The organism is Parasphingomonas zepuensis (assembly GCF_036663735.1).
Taxonomy (GTDB): Bacteria; Pseudomonadota; Alphaproteobacteria; order Sphingomonadales; family Sphingomonadaceae; genus Sphingomonas.
Genome location: NZ_JAXOJO010000001.1, coordinates 897,338 through 919,908 on the forward strand (window position 1 = coordinate 897,338; position 22,571 = coordinate 919,908).

Sequence of the window (22,571 nt, forward strand, 5' to 3'; positions counted from 1 at the left end):
GCTTTTACCCCTACTCCCTATGGTTACCGGCTGGATCGGGATGATTGGACGCGCGGGATGACGCATAACGGGCAGCGGCTGTTGCTGCTGATCGACGATGAACCGGCGCAGCGGCGCCTGGTCACGGCGCTTGCCGCGCGACACGGCTGGCGTGCGGTGTTCGCCAATGATGGGGAAGCGGCAATCGCGCTGCTCGGTACGCAGGACGGTATCCACATCGCCGCAGTCCTGATCGATCACTGGTCGGCCGACGCCGACACCACCGCGCTGATCGCGGAAATCCACCGGCGGCGTCCGGATTTGCCGCTGCTGATGCTGATCGCCAACGGCGCCGTCGCGCATGCCGTCGCGGCGATGCGCGCCGGAGCCCGCGATTTTCTGGTCAAGCCCGTTGCGCCGCAGCGCCTGCTCGGCGCGCTCGATGCCGCTATCTCCGGCACCGCCGCGAATGAGTTGCGCCCGCTGAGCGAGAAGATCCCGGCGCAGCTGACCTTTGACGAGATCGTCGGCGCTGCACCCGATTTCCGCGCCGCCCTCGCCATCGCCGCCAAGGCGGCGCGAGCGCGTGTACCGGTGCTGATCGAAGGGGAAAGCGGCGTCGGCAAGGAAATGGTCGCAGCGGCACTCCATGCTGCCTCCCCGCGCGGGGAGAAGCCGCTGGTCGTGGTCAATTGCGCGGCGATCCCCGCCAATCTCCTCGAATCCGAGCTGTTCGGCCACGAAAAGGGCGCCTTCACCGGCGCCTTCGACCACAAGATCGGCCAATTCGAGAAAGCCGATGGCGGCACGCTGTATCTCGACAAGATCGGGGCGATGCCATCGGAGGCGCAGATCTCCTTGCTACGCGTGCTGCAATTCGGCGAGATCCAGCCGGTAGGCGCACGGCACACCCGCACCATCGATGTCCGCGTGATAGCGGCGACCGACGACAGCCTGATCGCCGAGATCGAGGCAGGGCGTTTCCGCGAGGACGTTTATTACCGGCTGAACGCAGTGCCGGTGAGCATCCCGCCCTTGCGCGAGCGCGCCGCCGACATTCCCGCCCTCGCCCACCATCTTCTGGCCCGGATCGCCGGCCAGCCCGGGCAGCGCCAGATCGGCATCACCGACGACGCGCTGGCCCTGCTCGCCCAATATGCGTGGCCCGGCAATGTCCGCCAGCTCCAGAACGCACTCTTCCGGGCGGCAATATTGTGTGAAGGCGACGCGCTGACCAGCACCGATTTCCCCGGGATCGCGGCACTCGGCAATCAACGTCACACGCTCCCCGGACCGGTGCTGACCGCGGCCTGCACCGGCATCACCCTGTTCCACCCGGACGGCAATCTGCGCGCGCTCGAGGAGATCGAGGCCGATGTGATCCGCCTTGCGATCGGCCATTATCGCGGCCGCATGAGCGAGGTCGCGCGGCGGCTCGGGATCGGGCGCTCGACATTGTATCGCAAGCTCGGCGAACTGGGGATCGACAAAGCAGCGTGAGCCGCGACACCGCCCTCTCCGGTCACCTCGACAACCGAGTCCGGAGGCTATCGTCTCGTCACGCCTCAGCTGAAATGCTATAGGATCGTCACGGCCCGCGGCTGCTCCGCGCGAAGCCGGAGGAGACCAGCATGCCGAACGCCATCTCGCGCCGCACCCTGATCGAACTCGGCCTCGCCGGTGCATCCGCCGCCATCGCAGGCACCGCGATCGCCAGCCCCGGCGGCGATGCCATTGCCGAACCTCAGGCCCGGCCGACGCTGCCCGACAAGGACAAGATCGGCTTTGCCGTCGTCGGGCTGGGCAAGCTGGCGCTCAACCAGATCATCCCCGGTCTGAAGACCGCGAAAAGCGCGAAGCTCGTGGCCGTGGTCAGCGGCGATCCCGCCAAAGCGCGCCGCGTGGCGGCGGAGAACGGCCTGCCCGCGGACGCGATCTACAATTACACCGATTACGACCGGATGGCGAAGGACCCGCGCATCCAGGTGGTCTACATTGTACTGCCCAATGCGATGCACGCGGAGTTCACGATCCGCGCGCTGAAGGCTGGCAAGCACGTGCTGTGCGAAAAGCCCATGGCCACCAGCGTCGCCGATGCCGAGGCGATGATCACCGCCGCGAAAGCCGCCAATCGCAAGCTGATGATCGCCTATCGCTGCCATTACGAGCCGTTGAACCTCGCGGCGATGCGCCGCCTGCGATCGGGCTCGCTCGGCAAGCCACGTATCGTCACTACTGACATGGGGCGGCAATCGACCTTGTCGGACCCATCCGATGTGTGGCGGCTCGACATGAAGATGTCGGGCGGCGGCGCACTGGCCGACATGGGCGTCTATGGCATTAACGCATCGCGCTATCTGCTCGACGAGGAGCCGGTCGAGGTGCGGGCCTGGGCCAGGACCGACCGGACCGATCCGCGCTTCAGGAATGTGGAAGACGTCATCTCCTGGCAGTTCCGCTTTCCCTCGGGGACGATCGCCAACGGCACCACTTCCTTCTCCGTTGCCGGCACCATGGCCTATCAGGTGTTCTGCGAGAATGGGCGGCTGGTGGCCGACCCCGGCTGTTTCTACGGCGGCAACAAGCTCAGTTTGATCGGCGTGCCGGCCGCTCAGGCCGCGCCGAAAATAACCGAGATCGACCAGTTCGAGCGCGAGATGGACTGGATGGCGGAAGTCGTGCGCGGCACCGTGCCGCTCGTCACCCCGGGAGAGGAAGGCCTGCAGGACGTGAGGCTGATCGCCGCCATCCTGGAGTCGGTCGCCAGGGGCGGCGCGACGGTGAAGACCGACTGGGGGTATCGGCGCGTCTATGATCCCGCAGCGGTGGTCGACCTGCCCAGGCCGACCTGAAACGCGGTCAGCCGGGACGGCTGACCAGCGCCGCATCCTTCAAACCACGCCACACGCGCAGCGCCTGCACCGTTTCGGCGACGTCATGGACGCGCAGCAACTGCATGCCCGCCTCGATTCCCTTCAGCGCCAGCGCGATCGAACCGCCCAGCCGCTCGGTCGCGGGCGCCTCGTTGGAAAGGGCGCCGATCATGCGCTTGCGGCTCGCGCCGAGCATGACCGGACAGCCGAAGCCGTGAAACAGCGCCAGCCCGTTCATCAGCGCAAGATTGTCCTGGAGCGATTTGCCGAAGCCGATGCCGGGATCGACGATGATGTTCGCCGGCGCGACGCCAGCCGCGATGACAGCCGCGACCCGGGCCTCGAGCCAGTCATAGACTTCGGTCAGCACGTCGCCATAGCGTCCGTCGCCATGCGGGCCTTTCGCCGGATCGGGCGAGTGCATCAGGATCACGGGGCAACCGGCGCGGACGACGACCTCCAGCGCGCGATCGTCCCATAGCAGGGCCGCCACGTCGTTGACGATCGCGGCGCCCGCGGCGAGCGCTGCCTCCATCACGACGGCCTTGCGGGTATCGATCGAGATCAGCGTGCCGCTCTTCGCCAGTTGCTCGATCACGGGCACGACGCGCTTCACCTCGTCGCCTTCCCACACCAGCGGCGCGCCCGGCCGGGTGGATTCGCCCCCCACATCGATCAGCGCGGCGCCTTTGACGGCGAGATCGAACCCAACCTCGGCCGCCGCGCCATCGCTGTTCCTGCCGCCGTCCGAAAAGCTGTCTGGCGTCACGTTGAGGATGCCGGCGACCGCGGGCTGATCGAAGCGGAGCACACGATCGCCGAGCGTCAGCGCCGGGCGCGGGCTGGTGATGCGGGCGTGGAGTTGGGCGGCGCGTTCGTCACCTGCGGCAAGCGCCTCGAATTCAGCGATCGGGACGGTGCGGCGACGCCCGTCCTCGATCACTTCATAGGCAGCGAACCAGGACAGGCCGCCGGCCAGCCGCGCCACCTCGCCATCGCGCCCTACTGGCGTGTCGACGAACTGGACGGGGCGAAGGTGGAGCGAGCTTGTCATCGGACTCTTTCGTCATGCCCGGCCGGCGCGTGCGCGACTATGGCTGGGTGGCGAGGAGGTAGTTCTGCCGCAGCACGTCGATCGGCTTCAGGCCGTCCGGCGTCTCATAATGCCAGAAGGTCCAGCCATTGCACGCCGGCGCGCCTTGCAGCGTCGCGCCGAGCTTGTGGATCGAGCCCGTCACGTCGCCGCTCATCACGGAACCGTCGGCCCGCACCGTCACCCTGTAGCGGCGCTTCGCATCGGTCAGCACCGCGCCCGCGACCAGCATTCCGTTCTCGACGATCGTGCCGAAGGCGACGCGCGGCGCCGCTTTGGGCGACTGCATCGTCACCAGCGCGGATTCGTCGAGGGGCAACGCCGCCTCGATCCGCTCGATCGCGGCAGCACAATAGCCCGCCTCGCGCTCGATCCCGATCCAGCGCCGGCCGAGGCGCTTGGCGACGGCGCCGGTCGTGCCGGTGCCGAAGAACGGATCGAGCACGACGTCGCCCGGCTTGGTGCAGGCGAGCAGGATGCGGTAGATCAACGCCTCGGGCTTCTGCGTCGGATGGACCTTTACGCCATCCCGCTTCAGCCGCTCCTGTCCGCCGCAGATCGGGAATTCCCAGTCGCTGCGCATCTGGAGTTCGTCGTTGAGCGTCTTCATGCTGCGATAGTTGAAGGTGTAGCGCGCTTTCTCGCCCATCGACGCCCAGATCAGCGTTTCATGCGCATTGGTGAAGCGCGTGCCCTTGAAATTTGGCATCGGATTGGCCTTGCGCCACACGATATCGTTGAGGATCCAATAGCCGAGATCCTGGATCGCGCTGCCGACCTTGAAGATGTTGTGATAGCTGCCGATCACCCAGATCGCGCCATTATCCTTCAGGATGCGCTTCGCCTCGGCCAGCCAGGCGCGGGTGAACTTGTCGTAGATGGCGAGCGAATCGAACTTGTCCCAATCGTCGGTCACCGCATCGACATGGCTGCCGTCCGGCCGGCTGAGATCGCCGCCGAGCTGGAGATTATAGGGCGGATCGGCAAAGATCAGGTCGACCGACTTGGCCGGCAAAGCCCGCATCGCGGTGATGCAATCCTGCATGATGATGCTGTCGAGCGGCAATTCGGCGTTCGGCAGCCCGTCCGCCACTGGTGTCGTGGCCCGCGCCCTGACCTTGTCGATAACGCCCATGTTCTACTGTCCCCGTTCAAGAGCGCGCATCCCTGCGGATGTCCGGACTCGGGTCAAGCAGAGTTTAGTTAACGGATTCAGCCGCCAAATCGTTAGCGGAGCGGAACATTTTAGGAAGCCACCCAGATATTGAGTCGAGTTATCCACAGGGACTCAACCCATGGGGTGTGGCCCAAAAGACTCAGTCGCCGGCGCTTCGGTCGTTTTTCCGCCGATCCCAATCCGCACGGCGCCGATCGCGCCAGTATTCCGAATCGCGACGTCGATCAGCCGAACACGCGCGCTACCGCGCTTCGGCGATCGTCTGCTCGACCTGCGGCGCCGGGCCGAAATCGAAATAGGCCTGCGCCACCGGCGCGAAGCTGCGCCGGTGCAGCGGCGAGGGCCCGTGGATGCGCAACGCATCGAGATGCGCGCGGCAGCCATAGCCCTTGTTCGAGTGCCAGCCATAATGCGGGTGCGATTCGGCATGAGCGATCATGATCGCGTCGCGGGTATGCTTGGCGATGATCGACGCCGCAGCGATCGAGAGCGAGATCGCGTCGCCGGACACGATCGCGGTTGCCTGATGCGTCCAGCGCGGCAGGCGGTTGCCGTCGACCAGCACATGCGCAGGCAACTGGCCGAGCGCCTCGACCGCCAGCGTCATCGCCTTCATCGTCGCCCAATAGATGTTGAGCCGGTCGATCTCGTCCGCCTCGACGATGCCGACCCCGACAATCGCGCAGTCCCGCAATCGCTCATGCAGCCGGGCCCGCTCGGCGGCACTGAGCTTCTTCGAATCATCGATGCCGCGGGGCACGCCTTTGGCCGGCAGGATCACGGCTGCCGCCACCACCGGCCCCGCCAGCGGCCCGCGGCCAGCTTCGTCGACGCCCGCGACGGGCGCCAGGCAGAGCTTTTCATGTTTCAGCGAAGGCCGGGTCACGTCAGCCGCCATGGCGGAAAGCGGCGGTTCTCGCCAGCCTGATAGAGACGGATCGCATTGCCGGCGGGATCGGCGAGCCGGGCTTCGCGCCAACCCCAGTCTTCCAGCACCGAATCGGAAACGGCGACGCCCGCCTCGCGCAACCGCTGGACCAGCGCATCCAGATCGCCGCATTCGAGGAAGACGACCGGCTTGCCCGCAATCTCGTCCGCCGTCTCGATCGACAGGGTCGCCCCGCCCGCGCTTTCGAACCGGGCATAGCGCGGCGCCGATTCGACGATCTGGCGAAGGCCGAGCAGGCGGTAAAAGGCGGTACTGGCCGCGTAATCGGCCAGTGGCAGCGTTACCTGGTTGAGGACCGGGCCGCAGAGATCGCTGTCGAGCCGGACGGCCTGGTGCCCCATCGGACCATGGCCGCCGCCGAAGCCGGGCGCCTCGCGCAACGCCACCCTGACGAAGGTCCGCGCCCGCGCGACCGCGTCCGCCAGCGTCATGCCCTGCCCGAGCCCGGTCGCGATGGCGCTCGCCAAGGTGCAGCCGGTGCCATGGCTATGGACCGTGTCTATACGGGGATCGGACCAGCGTATTTCGCCGCCATCGGCGAGGATCAGCCGGTCGACCAATGTATCGCCCTCGGCGTGACCGCCCTTGATCAGCAGCGCCGCACCCTGTTCGCACACAACATTCTCGCCCCCTAGCGCCGTCAGTTCCGGCAGGTTCGGGGTAACGACAGCGGCGACCCGGATCAGGCGGGCGAAAGCGGCAATGGTCGCGTCATCGGCCAGCACGGAGCCGCTCGTCGCGACCATGACCGGATCGAACACGACCGGAACGCCGGGCATCGCCTCCAGTCGATCCGCCACGGCAATGGCCGTCTCTGCCGAGCCGATCATCCCGATCTTCACTGCATCGACACCGATATCGGAGGCGACCGAATTGATCTGCGCGATGACCATCTCGGTCGGCACCAGATGCACGGCCTGCACGCCCAGGGTGTTTTGCGCCGTGATCGCCGTGATCGCGGTCATCGCATGGCCACCGAGCATGGTGACGGTCTTGATATCGGCCTGGATCCCCGCGCCACCGCCTGAATCCGAGCCGGCGATGATCAGGATGCGGGGAGTCATCGTGGTCGGACCCGGGAAGATCTCTGTGAGGTCACGCCCGGCCCTTGAACTTGCGTTCGGTCGATGCGGGATGGCGTTCCAGCGCGTCATCGACCCGCGCCGGGCGGTCCATCAGCTCGCCGCCGCAATTGGGGCAGCGATCGTCGAGCGCCTCGGCACAGGCAGCACAGAAAGTGCATTCGAACGAGCAGATGAATGCGCCGGCATCGTCGGCGGGAAGGTCCGTGCCGCAGCGTTCGCAATCGGGGCGCATCTCAAGCATTGGAACTCCTTTCGTAAGCTCGGCTCGCGATCACGCCGCTGCCCGCACCGCGTCGCATATCCGGTCAACCACGCGCTCGACCTGTGCCGGGTCGTCGCCCTCGGCCATCACCCGGATTACCGGCTCGGTGCCCGACGGGCGGATCACCAGCCGGCCCTTGCCGTCCAGCTCCGCCTCGGCTTCGGCGATCACTGCCTTCACCGACGCCGCTTCAAGCGGCTTGCCGCCAGCGAAGCGCACATTCTTCAGCAGCTGCGGCAGAGGCTCGAAACGGTGGAGCAGCTGGCTCGCCGGCAAGCGGCTCTCGACCAGCTCGGCCAGCACCTGCAACGCTGCCACGAGCCCGTCACCGGTCGTCGCATAGTCCGACAGGATGATGTGGCCCGATTGCTCGCCACCGACATTATAGCCCTGCGCCCGCATCGCCTCCAGGACGTGGCGATCGCCCACCTTGGTGCGGATAAGCTTGATGCCCTGAGTCGCGAGATGTCGTTCGAGCCCGAGGTTGGACATCACCGTCGCGACCAGCCCGCCATTGGCGAGCCGCCCCGCCCGTGCCCAGCCGCTCGCGATCGTCGCCATCAGCTGGTCGCCATCGACGACATGGCCGAGCTCGTCCACCACGATCAGCCGATCGGCATCGCCGTCCAGCGCAATGCCGAGCGCGGCGCCCGACGCCACGACGGTCTCGCACAACAGCTGTGGCGCGGTGGAGCCAACGCCGTCATTGATGTTCTTGCCGTTGGGCGCGGTGCCGATGGCAATCACTTCCGCCCCCAACTCCCACAGCGCGGCCGGCGCGACCTGATAGGCAGCGCCGTTCGCGCAATCGACCACGATCTTGAGCCCGTCGAGGCGGAGGTGCCCCGGAAAGGTCGATTTGGCGAAATGGATATAACGACCCCGCGCATCCTCGACGCGCCGCGCCCGCCCGATGTCAGCCGAGGCGGCCAGCGGCACCTCGCCGTCGATCAGCGCCTCGATCGCCAGCTCGTCGGCGTCGGACAGCTTGTAGCCGTCAGGCCCGAACAGCTTGATCCCGTTATCGGCATAGGGGTTGTGGCTGGCCGAGATCATCACGCCGAGATCGGCCCGCATCGACTGAGTCAGCATCGCGACAGCGGGCGTCGGCATCGGACCGACCAGCACCACGTCCATGCCGACGCTGGTGAAGCCCGCCACCATCGCGTTTTCGAGCATATAGCCCGACAGCCGCGTGTCCTTGCCGATCACCACGCGGTGCTTGTGATCGCCGCGCACGAAATGCGCGCCGGCCGCCATACCGACCTTCATCGCCATCGCCGCCGTCATCGGCGAGAGGTTGGTCGCCCCGCGAATGCCATCGGTGCCGAAATATTTTCTTGCCATGTCAGCGCGTCCGTTCAGCTATGCAGCTCAATTCAATCAAGCGGCGTGATAGCGCCGGATAGGTCGAAGGGCGAGCATGTCGCAAGCAACCCGCATTCTCCTGGCCCTTGTGCTGGGTCTGGCCATCGGCATCGGCCTCGCGACCTGGGCGCCGACCGCCGCCGCGGACGGGCTCGTCGTCGCGCAGCCGATCGGCACTGCCTGGCTCAATGCACTGCAGATGACCATCGTCCCGCTCGTCGTATCCCTGCTCATCACCGGCGTCGCGGCGACCGCTGAGGCAGCCCGGGCCGGCCAGGTCGCGGGCCGCGCGCTCGCGCTGTTCATCGGGCTGCTGTGGTTCTTCTCCGCCTTCGCCGCGATCGCCACCCCCCTGCTGCTCGGCTGGTTCCCGCTGCCGACCGAGGCAGCCGCAGCCCTGCGGACCGCGCTCGGCGCGACGGCGCCGGTCGGTCCGGTGCCGCCCTTTGTCGATTTCATCGTCTCGATCGTGCCGACCAACCCCGTCACCGCCGCCGCCACCAACGCCTTCCTGCCGCTGATCGTCTTCACCATGGTGTTCGCCTTCGCGCTCACCCGGCTTCCGCCCGAACCGCGCCAGCTACTGACGAAATTCTTCCAGGCCATCGCCGATGTGATGCTGATCGTGATCGGCTGGATCCTGTGGCTCGCCCCGCTCGGCGTGCTGGCTCTGGCCTATGTCGTTGGTGCGAAGGCCGGCACGGCGGCGTTCGGCGCGCTACTTCATTACGTCCTGGTCATCTCCTCGATCGGCATCCTGGTATGGATCGCGGCTTACCCGATCGGCACGATCGGCGGGCGCATCGGCCTGGCCCGCTTCGCCCGCGCGACCGGCCCGGCCCAGGCAGTTGCGATCAGCACGCAATCCTCGCTCGCCTCGCTGCCCGCCATGCTGCGCGGCGCCGAAGGGCTTGGCGTGCCCGTCGCGACCTCCGGCGTCACGCTGCCGCTCGCGGTCGCGATCTTCCGGGTGACGGGGCCGCCCATGAACCTCGCCGTCGCGATCTATGTCGCTTACTGGTTCGGCGTACCGCTCGGCCCGGCGCAGCTTGCGGCCGGCGTCGCCGTCGCGGCGATCACCACCATGGGCGCGGTCAGCTTGCCGGGGCAGATCAGCTTCGTCACCTCGATCGCGCCGATCTGCATCGCGATGGGCGTGCCGGTCGCACCGCTCGGCCTGCTGGTTGCGGTCGAGACCATTCCCGACATCTTCCGCACGCTCGGCAATGTGACGATGGATCTGGCGACGACCGTCACCGTATCGAAACGCAGCGGCAACGCGGTGCTATTCACGGATGCGGACACGCTGCTGCGCGACAGCCAGGCCTGAGGCCGGCCGCCTGATGCACCCGGCGCAGCGGCTCGCGGAAATAGAACCAAAACGCCGATAAATGCTGTCTGCCCCGCTTGACGGAGGAACACCGGCCGGGCAGTGAATCCGCCTGTTCAAATCATCGTTAGCGTATACTTAAATTCGCCGGACATCTTTAAAGATTGTCGAAGGATCGCTAGCCTTGACGCATCTTCATGACATCATCATGCCTGTTCTTGAATCTGTTCCGGACTCGCATTTGAAGCATGAGTTGATCGGCTCATTTTCGCGCCACAGGAAAAATTTCGACAGGATCGAAACCGGATTCCAGTCGCTGACCGCACGGCGCCAGAGTCCGGATACGCTGCGCCATTTCTTCCAAAGCTGGTCGCAGACCAATAACAGCGCAATGACGACGGCCGGCATCGGCAACCGACTCACTCTGCTCCTGCATCGCAACAAGGACATCGCCGACAAGACGGCGTTGCTGCGCGCGATGACCAGCCTCGACCGGATCATCGACGAAGATCTCGCGGTCACCCACAAGACCCTGCATTCGGAGATGTTCTACAAGATGGCCACTGACATCGTCGGTGACGACCATTGGCTGTCGCAACACTATCTCCACCCGTCCGCCAAGGACTTCAAGGCGTGGAAGGACCATGCGGCGTTGCGCAGCCCGGACCTGCTCGTGTCGCTGCTGGCCACGCTCGCGCACGAAATTTACACGCATGGCGAGGTCGAGTTCATCCTCCCGCTCTTCACGCGCTGGTTGCGCGAGGATTACGGAATCGCGCAATCGGAGTGCCGCCGCACGCTCGGCTGGATCAGCGTGCATTGCGGGCCGACCGAGAAGAACCATTTTTTCCACGCGCTCGACGCGATCCGGCATTATTGCGATGCGATGGATGCCGACATCAGCGCCTATTCGCTCGACGATATCGTCGGCACCTATCTCGATAAAAAGGCAGCCGTGCTCGATCATGTCTGCCCGGGCGCCATGGCTGAACTCGAGCCCGTGCATTGACGTCGCGCGCGCGCGACGCCGACGCGCCGATGTTGTGGATTGCGGACTGCGACTTCACCCCTGATCCGCGGCCGGCGCTTGCCGCATCGCTTGGCGACCCGCCGGTGGTCGCCGTCGCGCAACTGGCCGCTGTTCCGGTGGTGGTCGCGGCGGCGTATCTCGACCGCCTGCGCGACCTGAACCGCGTGCTCGAACGCGCCTTGCGCGCAATCGTGACGCGCTATGCCGACAATCCGCGCATTCGCGCGCATTATGCCCTGCCGGAAACGCTCGAGGCGATCCTGCGCCTGGCAAGCGCCCAGCCATATCGGATCGGCTTTTACCGTCCCGATTTCGTCTACGACCTGGACGGGCAACCGCGGCTTTGCGAGATCGGCGCGCGCTATCCGCTCAATGGCTGGATGCTCAGCCTGCGCGCCGGGGAAAGCTATGCGCCGCACGTCGCGCAGGCGGGGCTGGCGGTTCAGGCCGGGCAGGGCCGGTTCCTCGACGATCTCTGCGCCCGCTACCGCCCGGGCGAGACCGTCGCGATGGTGCATGCGCGCGAGGCAGGCACCGAGATCTTCCTGCTCGCCCAGGCGCTGCAGGATCGCGGCATCGCTTTCGTCCAGGCCCATCCAGCCACGCTGGCTATCCGGGACGGCCGGCTCCTCGCCGGCGGCACACCGGTCGACCACTGCATCCTGGAAATGGATCGCAGCGAATTGCCGCTGATCCCGATCGAGGCGCTGCAGCACCTGATCGATACAGGCGCCTATTTCAACGATGTGCGCACGTTGATCCTGGTCCATGACAAGCGCACGCTCGCCGTGCTGTGGGACGATGCGATCATGCGCGACCTGCTGTCGCCGCAAGACAATGCGATGCTTCGGGCCTTCCTCATCCCGTCCTGGACGATCGCCGATCGCTCCGGCTGCGAAGCGCTGCTCGCCCGCGACGAGGACATGATCGCCAAGCGCAGCAGCGGCGGTCGTGGCATCGACGCGCTGGTCCGGAGCGATTGCGGCGATGCGGCGTGGCGCGACCGGGTGATCGCCGAATGGGCCGAGGACATGTACCAGCTCTATCTGCCGCAGCAGCCGTTCGAGGCACCCGGCGAGGTCGGCCCGATCCATCTGGTCGGCATGCAATTGTGCCGGGACGATGTCAGCTATGGCGCGGGCGTCTTCCGCGGCTCCGACGAGAAGATCATCAACGTCCATGGGCGGCGCGGCCACATCTATGTCCCGCTGCTTGCGCCATGACCACGCTCTGCGTCATCATTCCGCTGTTCGACAAGCGCGCCTTCATCGGGGATGCGATCGCATCGCTGGCGCTGCAGGACATGCCGCCCGACCAGCTGATCGTGGTCGATGACGCCAGCACCGATGGCAGCGCCGAAGCCGCGGAACGGGCGCTGGCCGAACATGCCGGCGCGCTGCGCTCGACCCGCGTCGAATTGCTCCGGCGCCCGGGCAATGGCGGCCCCGGCGCCGCCCGCAACACCGGCCTCGACCGCGCGGATGCCGATCTCATCCTCTGCCTGGATGCGGACGACGCCCTGGGCCCCGATGCGCTGCGCCGGATAGGCGAGGCAATGGACATGCACGCGCTGGCGATGATGGTCCTCGGCTATGCCAGCGACCCCCCGGGCGAGATCTTTCCGGAGCTGCCCGCCCTGGCCGACGAGCTCACCCCTCTCGCGGGCGATGTGCTGCTGCTCGCCGACCCGTTGCGCGCCGCCGCACATCCGGACTTCTTCATGGGTCGGGCGAGCAATGTCGTCGTGCGCCGCGAGTGGATCGCGGAGCATCGCTACCATGCGGACGCCCGGCTGAACGAAGGGATCGACCTGTGGTACCGCGTCGCCCGGTCGATCGTGGCGGGCGGTGGCCGGGTCGGACTGTTCGCCGCGCCGCTGATCCGGTTCCGCGTTACCAGCGAGAGCCTGTCGCATCGCCCCCACCGGGACTGGCGCACGCTCGAAGTGCCGCCCACGGTGCGACGGTACCAGGACAGCAGTGATCCGTACGACCGGGCAGTGGCGCGGATGCTGACCGATCGCTGGGTGGACCATGCGCTGTCGATCCTGCCGGACGACCAGAAGGCTCTGTTCCTGGCGCATCATCAGGCCTTGCTCCTGCAGATGAGCGTTATCGCGGCATGACATCGTCCGGCGATGAGGCGCTGCTGCGCGACTGTTTCCTCCGGGCAAGGGACCATGTCTTCTACCGCGAGCAGTTCGCCGGCATTGCCGACTGGCGGGACGCACCCGCAACCGACAAGAATGTGCTGCTGGAGCGCCTGAGCGATTTCGCCCCGGGGGACGAGCCGCGCGGCGTCTATCTGGTGCGATCCGGCGGCAGCACGCAGAAGCCGCTGATCTTCCGTGTCGATATCGTCGAGAATCTTGCCCAGCGACAGGCGCTGTCGGCATGCCTGCGGACTGACGGCGTGTTCGACCCCCAGACCGTCGCGCTCAATATCTTCGGCTATTCCGACCTGTACCGCACCGCCGCCATTCTCGACGACCTGCTCGAACGCTGCGAAGCGACGACCCTGCCGATGAGCGCGCATGCCCGGTACGAGGACATGCTTTCGATCGCGCGCCGCTTCGGCCCGACGCATCTGATGGGCACGCCCTCGAAGCTCATCCTGTTCGCGCGCTTCCTGATCGATTGCGGCGAGACGTTGCGGATCCCGCAGCTTCTCTATGCCGGCGAGCCGCTGCGCGACACGATTCTCACCCTGTTGCGCGAGACCTTCGGCACGGAGCAGGTCTGGTCGCTGTATGGCGGTGCCGAGACCGGCATCTGGGCCTGGTGCGATGCCAGCCGCCATCCCGGCCTGTTCAGGATCTTGCCGGGCCTGGTCGTGGAGGTCATGGCGCCGGACGAGGACGGTTTCGGCCCGCTTGCCATCACCAATGCCTTCCGCGCTCGCTTCCCGGTCTTCCGCTACCGCGTCGGCGATGTCGGCCGGCTGATCGACCGGGACGGCACACATTTCCTCGAACTGCGCGGGCGCGACAGCCGATCCTTCCAGTTCGCCGAAATGACCTTCGACCTCGACCTGCTCACGCCGCTGGTGAGCGGCGCGGACAGTTTTCAAGTGCAGTTGCGGTTCGACGCGCAAGGTCGCGACACGCTGCAATTGCTGGTGGTCGATGACGAGGGCAAATGCTCGACCGGGGCCATCGCCGCGCAATTGGCCAAGCTGCTGAACTGCACCGGCACGCCCGGCGCCTGCGACGTCCGCCGCGAACCGCGCGCCGTGCTGTACCAGGACCCCGCGACGACAAAGACGCCGGCCATCGTCGATTTCCGGCGCTGACCTGCCGGAGCTACTCGGTACGAACAGGCGGATGGGGGCCGATGGCAGGTGACGCGCAGCTCCGCGAATAGCGTTGGCTGTCTTTTACCGGACGGGTGTCACTGTCTCCATGCTGGCCCGTATGTCGACCGACCTGGCCCGACTGAAACGGACGTCCACGAAGGTCAGTTCGCGCGCGGCCAGTGCCAGCGGTAGCGGGAGACCGGCAGGCCCGACGGGCGTCAAAGGTCGGGTGACCCGCTCATACACATGGACCTGATCCCGCGGGTATCGCGTAAAATCGGTCCAGTCGAATACGAACACACCTCGCCAGGCGAGCGCAAGAAAGGTCTGAGTCCGGTGATTGATGACCTGAGTCATGCGGGCGTTCGAAGACCTGGGCATCGCCCTTACGAGCGCTTCGATATTTTCGATCAGCGGTTCTTCACGATCAAGCGCCACAACCGGAACAGGCCCCTCGCCGGCGGTCAAGAAAATGGCAATATAGCCATCCTGATCCGTGGCCAACCAGGCGCTTTCGCCGTCGGGATATTTCCTCATTCTACGTCCTCTACCCCGTCTGCGATCTTACGGGAAACCTACCGTCCGCACCGGCCGCTTTCGCGTCCGACAATGGCGTGGGTAACGACAGGTGAAAGTGTGTCCAATCCGGGCAATCGGCGCGCCGCTTCCAACAAACTGCGCCGATTTACCCTGGTCTTCCCACGGAATTTTTTACCGCTGTTATGTTGGATTTTTCCCCGTATTTCCGCTGCCCTTCCAATGGTTTGCAGGCGCTTTCCCTGTTATCGAATAACAGGGGAAACAGGGGCGAGAATTGCGCGTTCTCGCCCCTGCTACCGCCGGAAACGGCACGCGTGATTTTCCTAAAATCTTCAGGCTGAGAAAGAGCGGGGCGGTGCCGGCACTGCGCCCCGCCCGATCCGGCGCTGCCATGGTCCGATGCGACTTTGAATCGATCGGCTGAAGATCAACCGGAGGCCCGGCTCAGCGCCGCGGACCAGGCATAGCCGCGGTATAGCGGCTGGAAGGTGGCGTTCAGCCCCTGCGCGGCAGCGGCGGTCTGGACCGCCGATCGCATTTCCGCGCGCGGCGACACATCGAATTTCGCCAGCCAGGCGAGCAGCAACGTACGGAACGCCCGGGGGAGCCCCTCCTGCTGGCCGAAATCGACGATGTCGAGCCGCCCGCCCGGCGCGAGCTTGGCCGCGCCTTCGCGGAGCGCGCCCTGCCAGTCCGGGATCATCGACAAGGTATAGCTCTGGAACACCCGGTCGAACTGCGCCGTGCCGAACAACGCCTGCGCATCGAAAGCCGTCGCATCGCCCTGCGCGAAGACGATCTTGTCGGCCAGCCCCGCCCTGGCCACGTTCTTGCGCGCCGTCTCCAGCATCGCCTCCGAGATATCGATCCCGTAGAAGCGCGCCTTCGGCCAGGCTTTCGCCGCGACGATCAGATTACGCCCGGTGCCGCAGCCGATTTCTAGCACGCTGCCGCCCGGCGGGGGCGCCAGCCCGCGGATCAGCCGATCGCGGCCGAGCAGATAATATTTGCGGGTCAGGTCGTAGAAATGGCGCTGCGTCCGGTAGATCGCGTCCATATGCCCCGCATGGCCGGCATCCATGTCAGGCGATGTCGCTCAACACGTAGAGATGCACCCCGCCATAGATCGAGGAACGATCCCGCTTCGTATAATCCAGCGAGTCCTCGGCCCGGTAATCCCAGCGCCCGAGCACCGCGTCCGGCACCCGGCCCGGCAGGATCGTCGCCGTGCCCGCGGTGCGGAACAGCACGCGCGCGCCGGGCTTCGCCGTCCGCGTGATCTCGGTCCACAGATCGGTCAGCTGCTCGTCGGTCATCCAGTCCTGCGCGTCGAGCAGGATATAACGGTCGAGCGAGGCATCTTCGCGGCTGCGCACATAATCGGTGAAGTTGATGTGGCGCACCTCGATCCGGTCGACGCGCTCGACGATCTCTTCATGATGCTTGCGCTGGAGATAGGGCGGCAGCGGCGCCGACGGGCCCTCGCCATAGCCGCGGTTGAACGCCTGCCAGGCGAAATAATTGTCCTTCAGGTCGAAATCGCAGGCCAGCTTCTCGAGCCGCTCGCGCAGCACCGTCGCCATCTTCTCGTCGCCCGCCAGCGCCTCATATTGCGCGGGCGGAATGCCGAGGCCGAACAGCGAGGCCGGCTGATCGGTCAGCCAGCGGATGAACCCCTTGTCGAACATCGGCGCGAATTCGCGGTCGAAGATCTCGCGCTGTTCCTCGATCGAATTGGCCTTGAGCAGCACCTTCGGATTAAGCCCGTTCAGCCGGGCGAGGATATGGGCGACGCTGATGAAATTGCCGAGCAGCCCACGCTTGTACACGCCGTGCGCGAAGCCGCCGATGCGGCGGCGGCCGATCATGTCGCGCCCCTCCCAGTAACGCCGCGTCGTCTCGTCGAGATGCGGGCGCACATAGGTGCGATAGGCAGCGATGTTGGTCCGGCTGCTGGCGTTGCCGAAGAAGCGGTGGAACGCCTCATATCCGGGCAGGCGCCGTGCCGCGACCAGCTTGAGCTTGTTGAGCGCGATATGCGCTGTGTTGAGATCGACCGCGGTGATCGCGCGCGGATCGGCCGTCAGATAGGACAGCACGTTGCACCCGCCCGAGGCGATGGTGACGACATGGCTGTCGGGCGTGATCGCCAGCGCTTCCATGTCGACCGCCGGATCCTCCCAGATCTGCGCATAGACCAGGCCGCGAAAGGCGAAGGTGAAGGCGCGTTCCAGCAGCCCCTGTTTCGACAGCTGCTCATGCCGATGCACGGCGGCCTGCACCGCACGGTTCCTGGACGATCGCTCGACGGTGGCCATGGACATGCTCCCCTGCGGACCTGCGACAGGCGAGGCCAATGCCCCGCTAGGACAATCCGATGACGCTTCCATGACGGGCTAACGTCAAAATGAAAAGGACCTGCCGGCGAAAGGGGGCCGGCAGGTCCGGATACGCGCGGCGCGGCACGGGAGGGGTGTGCCGGCGCCTGAGTCACTCGCCTTTTCGGTGGGGACGGAAAAGACAGGGGCAATACGCGCGCCGCCCTCGAACGGACGCACGCGCGGCAAAATATTTTGGACGAACCCGTCGCCGGGCACGCGCCGGCCGGCATCAGACTCGCGAGAGCGGCCCCGTCGCCACTACCGGGCCGGTCGGCAGGCCCGTCGGCGAACCGCCGATCGGCTCCAGCGACACGGCGAGTATCGCGCCTGCAGCAAGCCGGGCGCGATTGGCCGAGTCGACCACGAAGGACGATGGCTGCGCCGGCCGCAGCAACCCGAGCGAATGCGGCACGCCCGCGCCGTCGATCACCCATAGTTCCGCACTGCGGCCGGCATCGGCCAGCGCCGCGGCCGTCAGCCGCAGAGCACCCGTGGCCGGATCGTAGACCGCAGTGACCGGCGCGCCCCTGGCGCCCGGATCGATCGAGGCGACCAGCATCGTCGCCGGCGCGGCGGCGATCGGGCCCGACGCGCCGGGCCGGGCCGGGCCCGGCGTGTAATCGATCGGCCGCAGGACGATGAACAGCAGCAACGCCGCCGCCGCGACGCTCGAAACACCCGCCATGGCCGGCCAGAACCAGCGCCGTTGCGGCGGCATGGCGACGGGCATGGCGGCGGGCCCGTCGATCGACCATTCGACCCGGTCCAGCACGCCCGGCGGCGCCGGCATGGCGGGCCAGAGATCGAACAGCTGCGCGAGATAGCCGCGCCACCGATCGGCCTCCTGCGCGAAGCCGGGTTCGGCCAGCACGCGGCGCAACGCGCGCGCGCGATCCTCGCCTTCGAGCAACCACAGCGCGAGCTCGGCCGCGGCCATGTCCGGCGCGTCGTCGGGCGTGTCGTCGCTCATCGCTCGAGGCACTCTTTCAGCTTGGCGAGGCCGCGGCGCACCCAGCTCTTCATCGTGCCCAGCGGCACCGCCTCCCGCTCGGCGAGTTCGGCATAGGTCACGCCATCGAAAAAGGCGGTGCGGATCGCGGCGCGCTGACGGACTTCGAGCCCTTCCAGACAGCCATGGAGCTGGTGCGCGGTTTCGTCGGCCACCATCGTCTCGCTGACCAGCGGGGCCTCGTCGAGAAGCGGCGGCGCATCCTCGATCGGCGTCGAGCGGCGCACGCTTTGCGCGCGGCGCCAGTCGATCGCCCGGTTGCGCGCGATCGTGGCGAGCCAGGTGATCGGGCTGGCGCGGTGCGGCTCATAGGCGCCAGCGCGCTTCCAGATCGTCAGATACACGTCGTGCAAGACATCCTCCGCGGCCTGCCGTTCGCCGCAGATACGGTAACAGATGCCGAACAGCTTAGCGGAGGTGAGCGCATAGAGATCGCGGAACGCCGAACGATCCTCATGCCCCGTGCGGACCAGCGCCTCGACGAGCCGCGAGCGCGCATCGAGCGCTGACTGATGCAGGGCGTCGGTCGGATTGGTCACGGTGGCAAGGCTAGCCCGGTGCGGGGTAAGCGGCAATCCCGCGCGCGCCCGCGGAATGGTTCCGGTTCGGCGATAAAGCAGCGCCAACCGGGTAGCGTTTGTGCCAGGCTTTGCGTAAAGGCCGCCACATCCGCTTTCGCCGAACAAGGAGCGCGCCCAAATGCGCATCGCCATCGCATCCGATCATGCGGCCTTCGCGCTGAAGGAAATGCTGGTCGCGTGGCTTGGCGACGAGGGTCACGACGTCGCCGATCTCGGCCCCCATTCGGACGCGCGGGTCGACTATCCGGACTATGGCTACGCCCTGGCCGAGCACATCGCGGCGGGCAAGGCCGAGCGCGGCATTGCGCTGTGCGGCTCGGGCATCGGCATCTCGATTGCCGTCAACCGCCACCCCGCCGCGCGCTGCGCGCTGGTCGGCGAACCGCTGTCGGCGGCGCTGTGCCGCGAGCACAATGACGCAAACATCCTCGCCATGGGCGCCCGCCTGACCGGCGAGGACATGGCCAAAGCCTGTGTTTCCGCTTTCCTGACCACCGATTTCGCCGGTGGCCGCCACACCCCGCGCGTCGAGATGCTCGGCGCCCCCAGCTTCGCGAAGGAACCCGCATGAGCTCCAATCCCCGCACCCTCAACGACGTCCAGCCAGACGGTTTCTTCACCCGCGGCCTCGCCGAGGCGGATCCGGCGGTGTTCGGCGGCGTCGGCCATGAGCTGAAGCGCGAGCAGACCCAGATCGAACTGATCGCGTCCGAGAACATCGTTTCGAAAGCGGTGCTGCAGGCGCAGGGATCTGTCTTCACCAACAAATATGCCGAGGGCTATCCGGGCAAGCGCTATTATCAGGGCTGCGAGCCGTCCGACGAAGTCGAGACGCTGGCGATCGAGCGCGCAAAGCAGCTGTTCGACTGTGGCTTCGTCAACGTCCAGCCGCATTCCGGCGCTCAGGCGAACGGTGCGGTGATGCTGGCGCTGGTCAAGCCCGGCGAAACGATCATGGGGCTCAGCCTCGATGCCGGCGGCCATCTGACGCACGGCGCCAAGGCAGCGATGTCGGGCAAATGGTTCAACGCGGTGGCGTACGGCGTCGATCCGGTGACGCATCTGATCGATTTCGACGAGGTGGAGCGCCTTGCCCGCGAGCACAAGCCGAAGCTGATCATCGCCGGCGGATCTGCCTATCCACGCCAGATCGATTTCGCGAAGTTCCGCGCGATCGCTGACGAGGTCGGCGCGATCTTCATGGTCGATATGGCGCATTTCGCCGGCATCGTGGCAGGCGGCCTGCACCCGTCGCCGCTGCCCCACGCGCATGTCGTGACGACGACCACGCACAAGACGCTGCGCGGTCCGCGCGGCGGCATGATCCTGACCAATGACGAGGCGATCGCCAAGAAGATCAACTCGGCGGTGTTCCCGGGGCTGCAGGGCGGCCCGCTGATGCATGTCATCGCCGCCAAGGCAGTGGCGTTCGGCGAGGCGCTGCAGCCCGGATACAAGAGCTACATCGCCGCGGTCGTCGAGAATGCCAAGATCCTTGCCGCGACGCTCAAGGAGCGCGGTGCCGAGGTCGTCTCGGGCGGCACCGACACGCATCTCGCGCTGATCGATCTCTCCCCGCTGGGCGTGACCGGCAAGGACGCCGACGAAGCGCTCGAGCGGGCCGGCATCACCTGCAACAAGAACGGCATCCCCAACGATCCGCTGCCGCCGACCAAGACCAGCGGCATCCGCGTCGGATCGCCCGCCGGCACGACGCGCGGCTTCGGGCCGGCCGAGTTCCGCGAGATCGGCAACATGGTGGCCGACGTGCTCGACGGCCTGCGCAAGAATGGCGAGCAGGGCGACGCCCAGGTGGAAGCGGCGGTGCGCGAGCGTGTACTGGCGCTGTGCGCGCGCTTCCCGATCTATCCGGAAGGCGTGTGATTTGAGGTGTCCGTTCTGCGGCCATGAAGACAGCCAGGTAAAGGACAGCCGCCCGACCGAAGACGGCGCGGCGATCCGGCGCCGGCGGCAGTGCGAGGGGTGCGCGGCGCGTTTCACGACGTTCGAGCGCATCCAGCTGCGCGAGCTCTATGTGCTGAAGAGCGAGGACAAGCGCGAGCCGTTCGATCGCGAGAAGCTGCTCCGTTCGGTCTCGATCGCGGCGCGCAAACGGCCGATCGACGCGGTACGGATCGAAAAGCTCGTCTCGGGCATCCAGCGCCAGCTGGAAACGCAGGGCGAGAATGAAATACCCTCGAAGCGCATCGGCGAAATGGTGATGGACGGGCTCAAGGTCCTCGATTCGGTCGCGTACATCCGCTTCGCGAGCGTCTACAAGGATTTCCGCGAGGCCAAGGATTTCGAGGAATTCGCCGGCAATGTGAACGAGGTGGCCAAGGGGTGACCGCCGCCGCTCCCTTTTCCGTCGCACCCCTTCCCGTCATCGTCCTGGTCCGCCCGCAACTCGGCGAGAATATCGGCAAGGCGGCGCGGGCGATGCTCAATTTCGGCCTGACCGAACTGCGCCTCGTGACGCCGCGCGACGGCTGGCCCAATCCCTCGGCGGGGCCAGCGGCCTCGGGCGCCGATATCGTGCTCGAACAGGCACAGGTGTTCGACAGCGTCGCCGCGGCCGTGGCCGATTGTCCGCACGTCTATGCGACGACGGTGCGCAAACGCGGGGTGACCAAGCCGGTCGTGACCCCCGACGAAGCCGCGACGGCGATCCATGCGTCGGCGGGGCGCACCGCGATCCTGTTCGGCCCGGAACGCTCCGGGCTCGAATCCGACGATGTCGCCCTCGCGCGCACCATCATCACCGTGCCGATCAATGCCGAGTTCGGCTCGCTCAACCTGGCCCAGGCAGTGATTCTGGTCGCCTATGAATGGTCGAAGCGCCTCGCGCTCGCCTCGCCGCCGGAAACCGAGCTCCCCGAACCGGCGCCGCACGAGGAACTGGAAGGCATGATCCTGCAGCTCGACGCGATGCTCGAGGCGGCGCATTTCTTCTACCCGCCCGACCGGACCCCGGTGACCAAGCGGACGCTGCGCACGCTGCTGACCAAACCGGGCTGGTCGAGCCAGGAAGTCAGGACGATGCGCGGCGTGCTGTCGGCGCTGGCCGGCGCGAAGCGATCGAAGACGCCGCGCGGATCCTGACGCCGCCGGACCGGCGATCCGGTTTCGATCGGAAACCCGTTCCATATGCTCTTGCGAGCATCCGGGCACGGCGATAGTTTCGTCCGCTGAAAAGGTTGAAACCTTTCGAATATCGAGGGAAAAAATCATGCGGGCCATTGCTGCGCTGGCGCTCACCTGTTTCATGCTGTCGTCCGTTCCGGCCCTGGCGAAGGATGACGACTCGGCCGATCCGGACAAGAAGATCTGCCGTCGAGCCAAAACCACCGGAACGCGTATGGCCACCAAACCGGAATGCCATACCAAGGCGGAGTGGAAGGCCATCGACGACGCCAACCAGGCATCGGCGCGCTGGTATGCCGATCGGCGCGCGGGCCGGGCAGCCACCAGCGATCAATAGCAGGTTGACCGCGGTGGTGCTTTCTGCAAGAGGGCGCCCCTTCGCAAAGGTCCCGCACTCCGGTGAAGCGGCGACCCTGCCCGATCTGAGGATCACGGCAGAGCGATGACCGGATATCGATCGGCGCCCCTGGCGCCGG

24 protein-coding genes are annotated in these 22,571 nt (G+C 66.5%); 12 read left to right on the forward strand and 12 right to left on the reverse strand.

Going from position 1 to position 22,571, the window contains the following annotated elements; genetic code table 11:
* Positions 1–57: 57 nt before the first annotated feature.
* Positions 58–1,479 carry a sigma-54-dependent transcriptional regulator gene (locus U1769_RS04320; RefSeq protein WP_332712422.1) on the forward strand — a complete coding sequence of 474 codons (1,422 nt, stop codon included), beginning with the start codon at positions 58–60 and terminating at the stop codon, positions 1,477–1,479.
* A gap of 131 nt (positions 1,480–1,610) precedes the next feature.
* Positions 1,611–2,831, forward strand: coding sequence for a Gfo/Idh/MocA family protein (locus U1769_RS04325; RefSeq protein ID WP_332712425.1), 1,221 nt, complete (start codon positions 1,611–1,613; stop codon positions 2,829–2,831).
* A 7-nt stretch (positions 2,832–2,838) separates the two neighbouring features.
* Here U1769_RS04325 and folP read toward each other — a convergent pair whose 3' ends face one another.
* From folP to glmM, 6 genes are all read right to left on the reverse strand, one after another.
* Positions 2,839–3,906 (reverse strand): dihydropteroate synthase, encoded by a 1,068-nt coding sequence (folP, locus tag U1769_RS04330; RefSeq protein ID WP_332712427.1) that lies wholly within the window; start codon positions 3,904–3,906, stop codon positions 2,839–2,841.
* 37 nt (positions 3,907–3,943) lie between these two features.
* A complete protein-coding gene (locus U1769_RS04335) occupies positions 3,944–5,080 on the reverse strand; it encodes a site-specific DNA-methyltransferase (protein WP_332712430.1) in 1,137 nt (378 codons plus the stop codon).
* A gap of 283 nt (positions 5,081–5,363) precedes the next feature.
* Complete coding sequence (gene rnhB / locus U1769_RS04340) at positions 5,364–6,008, reverse strand: ribonuclease HII (protein WP_443030171.1); 645 nt, start codon at positions 6,006–6,008, stop codon at positions 5,364–5,366.
* The gene (thiD, locus tag U1769_RS04345; protein ID WP_332712436.1) at positions 6,005–7,135 is read right to left on the reverse strand and encodes a bifunctional hydroxymethylpyrimidine kinase/phosphomethylpyrimidine kinase; all 1,131 of its coding nucleotides are present in this window, start codon (positions 7,133–7,135) and stop codon (positions 6,005–6,007) included. Before thiD ends, rnhB begins: the two co-directional genes overlap by 4 nt.
* Before the next feature lie 31 nt (positions 7,136–7,166).
* On the reverse strand, positions 7,167–7,397 hold the full coding sequence (locus tag U1769_RS04350; protein WP_332712439.1) for a DUF1272 domain-containing protein: 231 nt from the start codon (positions 7,395–7,397) through the stop codon (positions 7,167–7,169).
* Between the two features lie 30 nt (positions 7,398–7,427).
* Entirely contained in the window at positions 7,428–8,765 is a 1,338-nt protein-coding gene (gene glmM / locus U1769_RS04355) for a phosphoglucosamine mutase (RefSeq protein WP_332712441.1), read from the reverse strand.
* 76 nt (positions 8,766–8,841) lie between these two features.
* Here glmM and U1769_RS04360 point away from each other — a divergent pair, with 76 nt between their 5' ends.
* Complete coding sequence (locus tag U1769_RS04360; protein ID WP_332712444.1) at positions 8,842–10,116, forward strand: dicarboxylate/amino acid:cation symporter; 1,275 nt, start codon at positions 8,842–8,844, stop codon at positions 10,114–10,116.
* Between the two features lie 195 nt (positions 10,117–10,311).
* On the opposite strand, the gene U1769_RS04365 is transcribed toward U1769_RS04360, so the two are convergent.
* Positions 10,312–10,524: a hypothetical protein gene (locus U1769_RS04365; protein ID WP_332712447.1), complete on the reverse strand. Its 213-nt coding sequence runs from the start codon at positions 10,522–10,524 to the stop codon at positions 10,312–10,314.
* Between U1769_RS04365 and U1769_RS04370 the strand changes: the two genes are divergently transcribed.
* The 4 genes from U1769_RS04370 to U1769_RS04385 are packed head-to-tail and all read left to right on the forward strand — an operon-like array spanning position 10,508 to position 14,437.
* Positions 10,508–11,125, forward strand: a complete 618-nt coding sequence (locus U1769_RS04370; RefSeq protein WP_332712450.1) for a hypothetical protein — start codon at positions 10,508–10,510, stop codon at positions 11,123–11,125. The genes U1769_RS04365 and U1769_RS04370 overlap by 17 nt on opposite strands.
* Positions 11,122–12,369 (forward strand): hypothetical protein, encoded by a 1,248-nt coding sequence (locus U1769_RS04375; RefSeq protein ID WP_332712453.1) that lies wholly within the window; start codon positions 11,122–11,124, stop codon positions 12,367–12,369. The genes U1769_RS04370 and U1769_RS04375 overlap by 4 nt, the downstream gene beginning before the upstream one ends.
* The gene (locus U1769_RS04380) at positions 12,366–13,271 is read left to right on the forward strand and encodes a glycosyltransferase family 2 protein (protein WP_332712456.1); all 906 of its coding nucleotides are present in this window, start codon (positions 12,366–12,368) and stop codon (positions 13,269–13,271) included. The genes U1769_RS04375 and U1769_RS04380 overlap by 4 nt, the downstream gene beginning before the upstream one ends.
* On the forward strand, positions 13,268–14,437 hold the full coding sequence (locus U1769_RS04385; RefSeq protein WP_332712459.1) for a phenylacetate--CoA ligase family protein: 1,170 nt from the start codon (positions 13,268–13,270) through the stop codon (positions 14,435–14,437). Before U1769_RS04380 ends, U1769_RS04385 begins: the two co-directional genes overlap by 4 nt.
* Positions 14,438–14,521: 84 nt before the next feature.
* Here the strand turns inward: U1769_RS04385 and U1769_RS04390 are convergent, their stop codons facing one another.
* The 5 genes from U1769_RS04390 to U1769_RS04410 all read right to left on the reverse strand — a co-directional run bounded on the left by U1769_RS04390 (position 14,522) and on the right by U1769_RS04410 (position 18,909).
* A complete protein-coding gene (locus U1769_RS04390) occupies positions 14,522–14,977 on the reverse strand; it encodes a hypothetical protein (RefSeq protein WP_332712461.1) in 456 nt (151 codons plus the stop codon).
* Between the two features lie 430 nt (positions 14,978–15,407).
* On the reverse strand, positions 15,408–16,061 hold the full coding sequence (locus tag U1769_RS04395) for a class I SAM-dependent methyltransferase (RefSeq protein WP_332712464.1): 654 nt from the start codon (positions 16,059–16,061) through the stop codon (positions 15,408–15,410).
* Between the two features lies 1 nt (position 16,062).
* A complete protein-coding gene (locus U1769_RS04400) occupies positions 16,063–17,298 on the reverse strand; it encodes a BtaA family protein (RefSeq protein WP_332712467.1) in 1,236 nt (411 codons plus the stop codon).
* A 292-nt stretch (positions 17,299–17,590) separates the two neighbouring features.
* Positions 17,591–18,331 (reverse strand): anti-sigma factor, encoded by a 741-nt coding sequence (locus U1769_RS04405; RefSeq protein WP_332712470.1) that lies wholly within the window; start codon positions 18,329–18,331, stop codon positions 17,591–17,593.
* On the reverse strand, positions 18,328–18,909 hold the full coding sequence (locus U1769_RS04410) for a sigma-70 family RNA polymerase sigma factor (RefSeq protein WP_332712473.1): 582 nt from the start codon (positions 18,907–18,909) through the stop codon (positions 18,328–18,330). The genes U1769_RS04405 and U1769_RS04410 overlap by 4 nt, the downstream gene beginning before the upstream one ends.
* Positions 18,910–19,069: 160 nt before the next feature.
* On the opposite strand from U1769_RS04410, the gene rpiB reads away from it, so the two are divergent.
* From rpiB to U1769_RS04435, 5 genes are all read left to right on the forward strand, one after another.
* Positions 19,070–19,522, forward strand: a complete 453-nt coding sequence (gene rpiB / locus U1769_RS04415; protein WP_332712476.1) for a ribose 5-phosphate isomerase B — start codon at positions 19,070–19,072, stop codon at positions 19,520–19,522.
* Entirely contained in the window at positions 19,519–20,835 is a 1,317-nt protein-coding gene (glyA, locus tag U1769_RS04420; protein ID WP_332712479.1) for a serine hydroxymethyltransferase, read from the forward strand. Before rpiB ends, glyA begins: the two co-directional genes overlap by 4 nt.
* A 1-nt stretch (position 20,836) precedes the next feature.
* Positions 20,837–21,298, forward strand: coding sequence for a transcriptional regulator NrdR (gene nrdR / locus U1769_RS04425; protein ID WP_332712482.1), 462 nt, complete (start codon positions 20,837–20,839; stop codon positions 21,296–21,298).
* On the forward strand, positions 21,295–22,053 hold the full coding sequence (locus U1769_RS04430; protein WP_332712485.1) for an RNA methyltransferase: 759 nt from the start codon (positions 21,295–21,297) through the stop codon (positions 22,051–22,053). Before nrdR ends, U1769_RS04430 begins: the two co-directional genes overlap by 4 nt.
* Before the next feature lie 127 nt (positions 22,054–22,180).
* The gene (locus tag U1769_RS04435; RefSeq protein ID WP_332712488.1) at positions 22,181–22,432 is read left to right on the forward strand and encodes a hypothetical protein; all 252 of its coding nucleotides are present in this window, start codon (positions 22,181–22,183) and stop codon (positions 22,430–22,432) included.
* The last annotated feature ends 139 nt before the right edge of the window (positions 22,433–22,571 follow it).